This window comes from Cryobacterium sp. Sr3, from assembly GCF_004402835.1.
Taxonomy (GTDB): Bacteria; Actinomycetota; Actinomycetes; order Actinomycetales; family Microbacteriaceae; genus Cryobacterium; species Cryobacterium sandaracinum.
Genome location: NZ_SOFA01000027.1, coordinates 30,117 through 40,689, shown reverse-complemented (window position 1 = coordinate 40,689; position 10,573 = coordinate 30,117). Strand labels below are relative to the sequence as shown.

Here is a 10,573-nt window from a genome sequence, read left to right as displayed (position 1 = left end):
CAGCTCCTACTTGATTAGGTTGACGCTGGTTGCGTTGAGTTGAGGCCCACCCAGTCCGAACGCCCCGTCGATGGAGACCCATTTATTGAAGTAGCCCTGGATGCCGTTCCAGTTATTGCTCTTGTCGCTTTCATCGCAGGGTTTAGGGGCCTTGGGGTCCTTGGGAGCCTTGGGAGCTGTTGGGGCTGCGGCGGGGCAGAGCGGGGCCAGTGGATCGAGGACCTTGGTGGACGGGAAGTTCCAGCCGGTGATGGTGAACCCGGCAAAGGCGAAGATGCGATACTCGGCGTTGGTTCCCGTGCCACGAACATGGTCATAGATCGGCACCAGCACCGTCGTGCCCTTGAGGCTTTCCAGCTTCGACTTGCAGTCGGTGTTCACACTCCCGCCGGCGTCGCTGCCCACCCAGAGCTGCCCGGCCGCGTCAAGGTTGAGACTCAAGTTGACGATCGCCACGCAGGCGTTGGCGTTGTCAAGCCAACCAAATCCCCCGGGGATGACTTCCGCTGAGGGAGCGTGCTTGCAGATCTTGTTGGTGTCGGTGCGGATGGTCACATGTTTGCCCGACGCCGCCAACGACTCCTGAAACTCGCACCAGGACAGCGCGAGCGCGAGCACGGGGCCGGACCCCGGGCCGCCCCACTGCGCCGTGGCGGTCGCGCCCACGGTCGTAGGGTCGATGCCGATGAACCGGGCGAAGGGGTGACTGATGGCCCCTGCATTGGTGCCGGCGACGCGGGTGCTGTCGGAGACCGTCACGGTCTTGTTAGCCATGCTGATGCTCGGTGCCAGCACGTTGGCGGCGCCGTCATTCGCGTTGTCGTTGGTGAAGCGCGCGGCGGCGCCGGCCGGATCGGTGCAGACACCGTCCTGGCAATCGCGGGCGATGGCGAGGGCAGCGGCATCCGCGCCGTTCTGAAGCTGTGCGCGCTCCGCGTAGAGGGCCCCGACATCGACTGCAATCGCCACGAACCCCAGCAGAGGCACGAGCAGGATACCGACCATCACAGCGCTCGCACCGCGCTCGGAACGAAGCCCACGATTCAACCACCGCATAGCATGACTCCTTTGCCGGTCAGGGGAAGCGTGGTGCCGAAATAACCGGTCAGAAGTGACACGCTGTAGGTGATGGTGACCGTGACGGCCTGGTTGGCGGCACACGCCGCGGGCGTGATCGAGATCTGGCCGCCCGACATGCTCGGGCTGATTGACGGGGCGGCGGCGATGGCCGCGGCCTTAGCCGTCGACTGACTGTCGTGAATCGCCATGTTCCTGGCGCCCTCGCGGGCCGCATTGGTCAGCGAAATCTGAATGTTGTAGAGCCGGCTGAACTCGATGAGGCCGAGCACCAGCAGCAGGAGAATGGGCAGCACGAGCGCGAACTCCACGGCGGCAGCGCCGCGTTCGCCTCGTCGATGGAGGAAACGCATCATTTGGTGGCCCCTTCGGGTAGGCCTGGCGTTGCGGGTGAAAGTCGGGGGTGAGAGGGCGGGCGGCGGCGGCTCGTTTTGGCAAGCCGCCGCCGGCGCACGGGGTTCTGGCGGATCATGTTCCGCCGGGCACGCGTCGGTTAGCCGGGGGTGCCGCCGAGGTCGACCGCAACGCCATTGAACATCCCCGTCAGGGCGAGGCCGATTGCGCCGACAGCGCCGATGATGACGACGGCGATGAGCGAGACCATGAGGCCGTACTCCACTGCGGTGGCGCCCTCTTCGTCGGTGCGCAGGCTGTTCATGAGGGCCTGAATTTTGGTGTAGAACTTCATCTCGGGTTTTCCGTTCTGTGTGGGCCGGCCAGGTCGGCCGAGCGAATGACCACAAGCTACGTTCGTCGAGAAAACCTCACTACGCCCCAAAAGGGGGGGTCCCTGTCTTGGGGGTAGCTGAATGAGCGCTAGATGAAATCCGAAAGCGGCGTGACAATGACCCGCGACGTGGGCTTGTCGCGAGCGAGGCCGTCATTCGGGTTCGGGCCGGTCAGTTCGAGTGGCTCAGGGAATCGCGCGGGAGGTGTCTCCGGGCGCGCCGCGGGCAGGAAGATTCGGGTACACAGGTACTCCTCGGGTGAAGCGAACTCGCCGTAGGGTCGGTGACAGCGTCACCGTAGCCCCGTTTCAGCGAACGTCCTGGCCCCCGCCGGGGGGGAAAATTCAGGCAAACAGCACGCCCAGGAAGGCCCCGGCGAGCATGGACGGCCCGAACGGGATGGAGCCCCGCAGGGTCACCCGGCGAAGCGTCAGGGCAACCAACGAGACCAGGCCGCCGATCAGGAAGGCGCCGAAAGCACCGACGAGAAACGGGGTCCAGCCCAGGTAGCCGAGCGCAAGGCCGATCACGGCGGCCAGCTTCACGTCGCCCATGCCAATGCCGCCGGGCGAGATCAGGGCGAGCACGAGATAGAACGCGAACAGCGCGGCACCGCCAAGGAAGGCCCCGAGCAGGGCCTGCCAGGCCCCGGATGCCGCCGCCGCGAGCGTCAACAGTATCGGTAGCACGATCAGCGAGGGGTAGACCAACGCGTTCGGCAGACGCTTCTCGTTGATGTCGACGACGCTGAGCACCACGGCAATCAGTGCCAGGTACAGATACGCCGGCAGCTCCCACCCGACCCCGAACTCCCACACGACCAGGGCGACCAGCAGGCCGGTCGACACGGTCACCGCGGCACGCACCGGCCAGGCGAAGCGGCGGCGGATGCGCAACATCCGTTCGGCAATCCCGGTCAGGAAAACCCCGAGTGCGGCGCCGACCAGACCGGCGACAATCGACAGCCAGGGCGCCACGCGCGTCTACCTCACGCCGCGGGAAATCGTGACCATCTCGTCGCGGGGAACCACCTTGACCCGCACGCGACCCTCGTCGGAGCCGAGCGCGAGCTCGTGCTGATCGAGCCGGTGCCAGCCGTCGAGGTTCGTGTATTGCACCCCTCGCTCGTCGAGCAGGTCCACGATGCTCTGCTCCGAGGGCGAATCCGGGCGCCACCAGTTGCCGAGGTCGTTGATCAGGTGCCGCACGGTCTCCATGGCGTCGGACTTCGTGTGCCCGATCAGCCCGACCGGTCCGCGTTTGATCCACCCGGTCGCGTAGACGCCGTACAGCTGCGTGTTGGCGCTCTTCGATCCGAACGATGGGTCGCCCTTCCAGAGAACCTGCCCCTCCCGGTTGGGGATCACGCCGTGCTTCCTGTCGAAGGGAACGCCCGGCAGCGGCGACCCGAAGTAACCCACGGCGCGGTAGACGGCCTGGATCGGGAGCTGGCGGATCTCGCCGGTGCCGACGACGCCGCCCTGCCCGTCGGGGGTGGTGCGTTCGTAACGGATGGCGCCGACCCGGCCCTCGCCGTCGTTGACGATCTCTACGGGCTTGGCGAAGAAGTGCAGGTGCAGGCGGCGGCTGGCCGTGCCGACCGGGCGCTCCCGCCACTTGTTCAAAACCTTGTCGATCACGAAGACCTGCTTGTTGCTGGCCACGGCGTCCCGCGCGGCATCGTCGTAGTCGAAGTCCTCGTCGTAGAGGACGATGTCCACATCGGGCAGGTCGCCGAGTTCCCGCAGCTCCAGCGGGGTGAACTTCACGGAGGTCGGTCCACGGCGGCCGAACACGTGCACATCCGTCACCGGCGATGCCTTGAGTCCCTCGTAGACGTTCGTCGGAATCTCGGTGCTCAGCAGGTCGTCGGCGTGCTTGGCGAGCATACGTGCGACGTCGAGCGCCACGTTGCCGTTGCCGATGACGGCAACCTCCTGGCTCTCCAGCGGCCAGGAGCGCGGCACGTCGGGGTGCCCGTCGAACCAGCTCACGAACCGGGCGGCCCCGTAGGACCCGTCCAGGTCGATGCCCGGGATGTCCAGGTCGGCGTCGCGCACGGCCCCGGTCGCGAAGATGACGGCGTTGTAGTGCTTCTTCAGATCGTCGAGGGTGATGTCGATACCGAACCGCACGTTGCCGAAGACGCGGATGTCGCCGCGGTCGAGCACATCGCGCAGGGCCGTGATGATGCCCTTGATCCGGGGGTGGTCCGGGGCGACGCCGTAGCGCACAAGTCCGTAGGGTGCCGGCAGGTGGTCGAACAGGTCGATCGAAACCTCGAAGTTCCGTTCCGCCTTGAGCAAGATGTCGGCGGCGTAGATACCCGCAGGTCCCGCGCCGACAATGGCCAATCGCAACTTGGTCATGGAAGCCTTTCTAGCTTGATCGTCTAACTGGATCGTTCAACGATCGTGTCGGCGAAACGGGTGAGGGCCTTCTTGACCGAGCCGTCCGGCAGCGGGGCGAGGGCTTCGACCGCGTCATGCGCCCAGCCGTGCGCCTCGGCGAGGGTCTGCCCGGTCACGTCGTGCTCGCGCAGCGCGGTGATCGCGGAGTCCGCCGCAGCGGTCGCGACGCCGTTGCTGGCCATCACGTCGCGTTCGAGGCGTTCGAGCAGGGCGGCGGCGTCGGCGTCGTGCGGGGCGCGCTCGCGCAGGCGCAGCAGCGGGAGGGTGGCCACCCCGGCGCGCAGGTCGGTGCCGGGCACCTTGCCGGTCTCCTCCGGCTGCGGGGAGAGGTCGAGCACATCGTCGATGAGTTGGAAGGCGACGCCGATCTTCTCGCCGAACGCGATCACCGGCTTTTCGAACTCGGAGGGGGCGTCGGAGAAGATGATGCCCGCCTGGGCGGCCGCCGCGATCAGCGACCCGGTCTTGTCGGCGAGCACCTGGATGTAGTGCTCCACGGGGTCCTGGCCGGGCTGCGCACCGACGGTCTCGTGCAGTTGGCCGAGCACGAGGCGCTCGAAGGTGTCGGCCTGCAAACGGATGGCCCGTTCGCCCAGCCGTGCCATCAGCTGGTTGGCGCGGGCGAAGAGCAGATCCCCGGTCAGGATCGCCACCGAGTTGCCCCACACGGTCTGCGCGCTCGGCACCCCGCGGCGTTTGTCCGAGTCGTCCATCACATCGTCGTGGTAGAGCGAGGCCAGGTGGGTGATCTCGATCGCGGTGGCCGCGGTGATGACGTCCGCGTGGTTGCCGCTACCGAGGTGGGCGGTGAGTAGCGCCAGCATGGGGCGCACGCGCTTGCCGCCCGCGTTGAGCAGGTAGCGGCTGGTGACGTTCGCGATCTCGTCGGCAAAGGTCACCTCGGCGAGCAGACTGGCCTCGACCTGGTCGATTCCCCCGTCGATGCCCGCGGCGAGGCCACGGTCCTGGGCGGTCGAGAAAATGCGATCGCTGAGGCCGAGCTGGCTCGTCACGGATGAGCCGCGACGGAACAGGGGCATGCTCGGTTTCACTCTGTCAGCCTAACGATCGGATCTGGGAGGATTCAAGACGGTGCGTTTGACGCATCCGTCGGCTTGATGCCGCGATGCAGTGCCACGATACCCAAGGTCAGGTTGCGGTAGGCGACGGCGTCGAAGCCCGCCTCCCGCAGCCAGGCACTGAGGGTCTGCTGATTCGGCCAGGCCGCGATCGACTCGCCCAGATAGTCGTACGCCTCCGCGTTGGAGGACGCGAGCTTTACGATCATCGGCATCACGCGAGTGAGGTAGGCGAAGTAGCCCAGCCGGATCGGTGCGAACGGCGGCGTGGAGAACTCGCAGATCACGACGCGCCCCCCAGGCTTGGTCACCCGGTAGAACTCGGCCAGGGCCTTCTTGGGCTCGACCACGTTGCGCAGGCCGAACGAGATGGTCACGGCGTCGAACTCGTTGTCGGCGAACGGCAGCGCGGTGGCATCGGCCTGAACGAACTCGACCTGCGGATTGTCCGCGTGGCGTGAACGGCCGACCGCGATCATGCCCTCCGAGAAGTCGGCGGCCACAACGTGCGCGCCCGTCTTCGTCAGCGCGACGCTGGAGGTGCCCGTTCCGGCGGCGATGTCGAGGATGCGTTCGCCGCGCCGGGGGTTCACGGCGCGGGTCGCGGCCATCCGCCACAGGGCCGCGTTCCCTACCGAGAGAACGGCATTCGTGCGGTCATAATGGGTGGAGACCTGATCGAACATGGCAGCGACCTGCTCGGGCTGCTTATTGAGGTCTGCTCTACTCACTCCCACAGTCTAGATTGCCCGCGGACACGCCGGGCTCTCCACAGCCTCTGGCATAGGCTATGCAGGTGAATGCTCAGGCTCTAACGGTTGAAACCACCCCCATCGCCGACATCCGCCAACTGATTCTTCTGCTCGACACCCGAGCACCGCTGCTCTGGATGCGGCGCAACCAGGGTCTGGCCGGCATCGGCACGGCCCTGCGGCTCGAGTTCTCCGGAGCGACCCGGCTGACGGATGCCGCCACCGCCTGGCGCGACGTCGCGGCCGCCGCCACCGTGTCCGACCCGATCGAAAGCACCGGCACGGGCCTGCTCGCTTTCGGAGCCTTCGCCTTCGACGCCTCCTCGGCCCAGACCAGCGTGCTGATCGTGCCGCAGGTCGTCATCGGGCGCGACAACGGCCGATGCTGGGTGACGCGCATCTGGCCGACCGGCACCACGCCGCCGGAGATTCCCCTGGCTCGCCGTCCTCTCGGCACCGAATACCGCATCTCCCTGCTGCCGGGCGCGCTACCGCCCGCCGGGTACCGCGACGCGGTCGGCGAAGCCGTGTCCCGCATCGCCTCCGGAGACCTCAACAAGGTCGTGCTGGCCCGCGACCTGGTCGGGCGGCTGCCGGCAGAATCCGACCTGCGCCGCGCCGTCAGCGAGCTGGCGCTGGGCTACCCCGACTGCTGGACCTACGCGGTCGACGGCCTCGTCGGCTCCAGCCCGGAGACCCTCATCCGCGCCGACCACGGCGAGGTCAACGCCCGCGTGCTCGCCGGCACGATGTCGCGGGGCGCGGATGCCGCCTCCGACCTGGAGGCAGCCCTCCAACTGGCCACCTCCGCCAAGGACGGCGACGAACACGCCTTCGCGGTGCAGAGCGTGCTGGCCTCGCTCCGCCCGCACACCTCTCACCTCACCACCAGCGAGATCCCGTTCACCGTGAAGCTGCCGAACCTCTGGCACCTGGCAACGGATGTCGAGGGCACCCTGAGCGACGGATCGAACTCGCTCGACCTGATCGCCGCCATGCACCCGACGGCCGCGGTCGCCGGCACGCCCACCGAGACGGCGCTCGCCCTGATCCGCGAACTCGAGCCGTTTGACCGGGGCCGTTACGCGGGCCCGGTCGGCTGGGTCGGCGCCGACGGCGACGGCGAGTGGGCAATCGCCCTGCGCTGCGCCCAGGTCAGCCCCGCCGGCAGCGTCACGGCCTACGCCGGCTGCGGCATCGTGCTGGACTCCGAGCCCGAGCGCGAGCTCGCCGAAACCCGCATGAAGTTCCGCCCCGTCGTGGAGGCCTTCGGCTGAGAAGCCTCCGCAGACTCCGCTCAGCGAGGATCCCCGCTCCGGGCGAGAGTGCCCGCTCCGCGGGTCGCTCTCGACCGGAACGGACACACTCAGGTCGCGGCAAGGCGGGCCTTCTCGACCTCGACGTCGAAGGTCGCGGACGGCCAGGTCAGGTCGAGGCGCTGCAGGGCGTCGATCAACAGGTGCTGCACGGCCAGGCGGGCGTACCACTTCTTCTCGGCCGGCACCACGAACCAGGGCGCGGCAATGGTCGACGTGCGTTCGAGGGCGAGCTGGTACGCCTCCTGGTAGGCGGCCCACTGCATGCGTTCCTCGATGTCGCCCGGGTTGTACTTCCAGTGCTTGTCCGGGCGTTCCAGCCGCTCGGCCAGGCGCTCCTTCTGGTCGTCGGAGCCGATGTGCAGCATGACCTTGACGATCGTCGTGCCGGCGTCGACGAGTTCCTGCTCGAACCGGGTGATCAGGCCGTAGCGCTCCTCGATCTCCGCCGCCGGGGCCAGCGCGCGTACGCGGCCGACCAGCACATCCTCATAGTGTGAACGGTCGAAGACCCCGATCAAGCCGGCGTCGGGCAGCCGTTTGCGCACCCGCCAGAGGAAGTCGTGGGACCGTTCCACCTCCGTGGGCGCCTTGAACGCGTACAGACGGATGCCCTGGGGGTCGACAGCGCCGACGACGTGGCGCACGATGCCGCCTTTGCCGGCCGTGTCCATGGCCTGCAGCACGAGGAGCACGCGGCGCGGGTCGCCGGACCGGCTGTTCGCGAAGAGCATCTCCTGCAGGTCCGACAGCACGCCGGCCCCGGAGGCCAGCGCTTCATCCGCGCTGTCCTTCTCCACCCCGTCGAAGCCGGGCGTCGAGGCGGGGTCCACGCCCGCGAGCCGGAACCCCGGCGTCACCCGCAGCAACGCCCTCGGTTCCCCGGCCCAGAATTCCTGCTCACTGCGTTCAGCCACGGTGCACCCTTCGTTGCAGAATCAGTGTCCCGCAGACGCCCCGGCAAACCTAGCGAACCAGCGGAACCTCGAGGATGCTCGGCCCCGCATGCGGCGCGGTCAGCGCGCGCTCGAGGTCACTTCGGGTGGCCGCCAGACCGTATGACCAGCCGTAGGCGGCGGCGAGGTTGGCGACGTCGGCCTGCTGCGGGGTGAAGAGAACCCGGTTGATGGCGTCGGCGCGGGCGGATGCCGCCACTTCCAGACCGTCGAAAATGGTGCCGCCGCCGTCGTTGCCGACGATGATCTGGAGCCGCGGCAGCGCCTCCCCCGGGGTGAGCAGGAGCGACCCGACATCGTGCAGCAGGGTGAGGTCGCCGACCACCAGGCGGGTGACCCCGGTGGACTGCGGCGTCGGACCGGTCTGGCTGGCCAGGGCGATGCCGACGGCCGTGGCGACCGTGCCGTCGATGCCGGCCAGTCCGCGGTTGGAGTGCACGGAGATCTTCTTGCCGGGAACGCGGCGGTCGGCCACCCGCACCAACCGGGAGGCACCGAAAACGAGACGGTCGTGCGGCCAGGAGGCGCGCCAAACGGCGTCCACGAGCATGGGCCGGGTGACCGGCGCGCGCATGGCGGCAAGCTCTTCGCGGGTGATTCCGCGATCACCGATCGGGATCGATTCGCGGGCGGCTCCCGCGGCCAACAGGTGCCGGCTGGACATCACCCAGCGGCCCAGCCATTCCCGCCCCTCGGGGCTGCCGGCCGCTGCGATGGCCACGGCGTCTGGGGCGGCGGCACGGGCGAATACGCGCACCCGGTGTCCGGGGTTGAACCATTCGGTGCCGGTGGGAGCCACCACAATGGTCTCCACACCCTCGCGGACGATCATGGCCGGCACCTCACGGCTGAGCGTCGGGTGACCGAACACGACAGCGCGCTCGACCCGCCCGCCGAGGTCGGAGGCCAGCAGCAGCTCGCGGTAGGCGGAGACGAGGTTCGGGCCGAACCGGGCGCCGCTGCACACCTCGGCCAGCAGCGGCCAGCCGCCGGTACGCGCGAATTCCTCGGCCTCGGGGCCGGCGCCCGTGCCGGCGATGACCACGGTGCGCGGTCCGCCCGTGACCGGGAAGGCCGGTTCGGTCGGGGAAGCGTCCACGACGGGCGCGGCGAGCACCGCGGCCGACTCGGCGAGTCCGACCGGGCCGGAGATCGCTTCGGGAGTCAGCGCCACCGGCGCCGACAGCGGCTCCCGGAACGCCAGGTTGAGCTGCACCGGACCCGGATCGAGCGAGGTGGCGCCGGTGGCGGCATCCGTCGCCCGTCGGGCCAGGGCAATGGCGTCGGCGTGCTCGCCGGCCGCACCCTCCGGTGCGGGCGCATCCACGCACAGGCGCGTCGCCACACCGAATAGACCGGGCTGCACGGTGGTCTGGTTCGAACGGATGCCGCGCAGCTCGCTCGGCCGGTCGGCCGTCAGCAGGATCATGGGCACCCCCGAGTGGTGCGCCTCGAGCACCGCGGGGTGGAGGTTCGCCACGGCCGTGCCCGAGGTGCAGACGACCAGCGCCGGCCGGCCGGCCTCGACGGCTAGGCCGAGGGCGAGGAAGCCCGCGCCGCGCTCGTCGAGGCGCACGTGCAGCCGGATCAGCCCGATCCGCTCCAGTTCGGCGGCGGCCAAAGCAAGGGCCTGCGACCGGGCGCCCGGGCTGAGAACCAGGTCGCGCACGCCCAGACGCACGAATTCACCCAGGAGAGAGAAGCTGAAGTCTGTGGCCGGGCTACCGCTCGACGCGATGTCAGGCATCCCGCCGGCCAGGCAGGTCGCCTTCGCCCGGCTCGGATTTTTTCGGCTCGAACCCGGCTTGGCCGTTCTGGCCGGCCTGACTGCCCTTACCGCCCTGACCGGTCGTTCCGGAGGTTCCTGTCGTGTCGGTGGTTCCTGCCGCACCGAGGTCCCGGGGATCCGGAGCGTCGAAGTCGGCAAGCTCCTGCTCGAGGGCACGGAGTCGTTCCTGGTCGGACGTGGCCCGGTCCAGACCCTTGAGGAAGTCGATGTCGTCGTCGGGGGCGAACGATCGCACGATCTTGCCCGTGCTGGCACGGCCGCGGCCGATCAGCAGCCACAGTACCGGCCCGATCACGGGAATGAGCACGATCACGAACATCCACACCCAGCGTGGTAGCCCGCGAACCCGGGATCGTTGCAGGAGCGCGCAGTCCACCAGCGCGTAGACGGTGAGGACGACGACGACGACTCCAAGAGCGAACCACAGGCGAACCATTCCCACAGTGTATGGCTCCCACCCGTGAG

11 protein-coding genes are annotated in these 10,573 nt (G+C 68.6%); 1 reads left to right on the top strand and 10 read right to left on the bottom strand.

Annotated elements, in window-relative coordinates; translation table 11 throughout:
* Positions 1 to 6: 6 nt before the first annotated feature.
* From E3N94_RS07690 to ubiE, 7 genes are all read right to left on the bottom strand, one after another.
* The gene (locus tag E3N94_RS07690) at positions 7 to 1,056 is read right to left on the bottom strand and encodes a TadE/TadG family type IV pilus assembly protein (RefSeq protein ID WP_134570030.1); all 1,050 of its coding nucleotides are present in this window, start codon (positions 1,054 to 1,056) and stop codon (positions 7 to 9) included.
* Complete coding sequence (locus E3N94_RS07685) at positions 1,044 to 1,433, bottom strand: TadE family type IV pilus minor pilin (RefSeq protein WP_241987078.1); 390 nt, start codon at positions 1,431 to 1,433, stop codon at positions 1,044 to 1,046. The genes E3N94_RS07690 and E3N94_RS07685 overlap by 13 nt, the downstream gene beginning before the upstream one ends.
* Positions 1,434 to 1,570: 137 nt before the next feature.
* A complete protein-coding gene (locus tag E3N94_RS07680) occupies positions 1,571 to 1,765 on the bottom strand; it encodes a Flp family type IVb pilin (RefSeq protein ID WP_104100708.1) in 195 nt (64 codons plus the stop codon).
* A gap of 384 nt (positions 1,766 to 2,149) precedes the next feature.
* Complete coding sequence (locus E3N94_RS07675; protein WP_104100707.1) at positions 2,150 to 2,782, bottom strand: A24 family peptidase; 633 nt, start codon at positions 2,780 to 2,782, stop codon at positions 2,150 to 2,152.
* A gap of 6 nt (positions 2,783 to 2,788) precedes the next feature.
* The gene (locus E3N94_RS07670; RefSeq protein ID WP_134570029.1) at positions 2,789 to 4,174 is read right to left on the bottom strand and encodes an FAD-dependent oxidoreductase; all 1,386 of its coding nucleotides are present in this window, start codon (positions 4,172 to 4,174) and stop codon (positions 2,789 to 2,791) included.
* 23 nt (positions 4,175 to 4,197) lie between these two features.
* On the bottom strand, positions 4,198 to 5,256 hold the full coding sequence (locus tag E3N94_RS07665; RefSeq protein WP_104100705.1) for a polyprenyl synthetase family protein: 1,059 nt from the start codon (positions 5,254 to 5,256) through the stop codon (positions 4,198 to 4,200).
* A gap of 44 nt (positions 5,257 to 5,300) precedes the next feature.
* Complete coding sequence (ubiE, locus tag E3N94_RS07660) at positions 5,301 to 6,026, bottom strand: bifunctional demethylmenaquinone methyltransferase/2-methoxy-6-polyprenyl-1,4-benzoquinol methylase UbiE (protein WP_104100704.1); 726 nt, start codon at positions 6,024 to 6,026, stop codon at positions 5,301 to 5,303.
* 65 nt (positions 6,027 to 6,091) lie between these two features.
* Between ubiE and E3N94_RS07655 the strand changes: the two genes are divergently transcribed.
* Positions 6,092 to 7,324 carry an isochorismate synthase gene (locus E3N94_RS07655; RefSeq protein ID WP_241987077.1) on the top strand — a complete coding sequence of 411 codons (1,233 nt, stop codon included), beginning with the start codon at positions 6,092 to 6,094 and terminating at the stop codon, positions 7,322 to 7,324.
* Positions 7,325 to 7,413: 89 nt separating this feature from the next.
* Here E3N94_RS07655 and E3N94_RS07650 read toward each other — a convergent pair whose 3' ends face one another.
* Genes E3N94_RS07650 through E3N94_RS07640 form a run of 3 tightly spaced genes read right to left on the bottom strand, consistent with a single transcriptional unit; the run spans position 7,414 to position 10,544 of the window.
* Positions 7,414 to 8,280 carry a PPK2 family polyphosphate kinase gene (locus tag E3N94_RS07650; protein WP_134570027.1) on the bottom strand — a complete coding sequence of 289 codons (867 nt, stop codon included), beginning with the start codon at positions 8,278 to 8,280 and terminating at the stop codon, positions 7,414 to 7,416.
* Between the two features lie 49 nt (positions 8,281 to 8,329).
* Positions 8,330 to 10,066 (bottom strand): 2-succinyl-5-enolpyruvyl-6-hydroxy-3-cyclohexene-1-carboxylic-acid synthase, encoded by a 1,737-nt coding sequence (gene menD, locus E3N94_RS07645; RefSeq protein WP_134570026.1) that lies wholly within the window; start codon positions 10,064 to 10,066, stop codon positions 8,330 to 8,332.
* On the bottom strand, positions 10,059 to 10,544 hold the full coding sequence (locus E3N94_RS07640; RefSeq protein ID WP_134401004.1) for a PLD nuclease N-terminal domain-containing protein: 486 nt from the start codon (positions 10,542 to 10,544) through the stop codon (positions 10,059 to 10,061). The genes menD and E3N94_RS07640 overlap by 8 nt, the downstream gene beginning before the upstream one ends.
* Positions 10,545 to 10,573 lie beyond the last annotated feature (29 nt).

Excerpts from the sequence above, each read along its gene's own strand:
- E3N94_RS07690 (WP_134570030.1), bottom strand. The coding sequence starts at position 1,056 with ATGCGGTGGTTGAATCGTGGGCTTCGTTCCGAGCGCGGTGCGAGCGCT.
- E3N94_RS07685 (WP_241987078.1), bottom strand. The coding sequence starts at position 1,433 with ATGATGCGTTTCCTCCATCGACGAGGCGAACGCGGCGCTGCCGCCGTG.
- E3N94_RS07680 (WP_104100708.1), bottom strand. The coding sequence starts at position 1,765 with ATGAAGTTCTACACCAAAATTCAGGCCCTCATGAACAGCCTGCGCACC.
- E3N94_RS07670 (WP_134570029.1), bottom strand. The coding sequence starts at position 4,174 with ATGACCAAGTTGCGATTGGCCATTGTCGGCGCGGGACCTGCGGGTATC.
- E3N94_RS07665 (WP_104100705.1), bottom strand. The coding sequence starts at position 5,256 with ATGCCCCTGTTCCGTCGCGGCTCATCCGTGACGAGCCAGCTCGGCCTC.
- menD (WP_134570026.1), bottom strand. The coding sequence starts at position 10,066 with ATGCCTGACATCGCGTCGAGCGGTAGCCCGGCCACAGACTTCAGCTTC.
- E3N94_RS07640 (WP_134401004.1), bottom strand. The coding sequence starts at position 10,544 with ATGGTTCGCCTGTGGTTCGCTCTTGGAGTCGTCGTCGTCGTCCTCACC.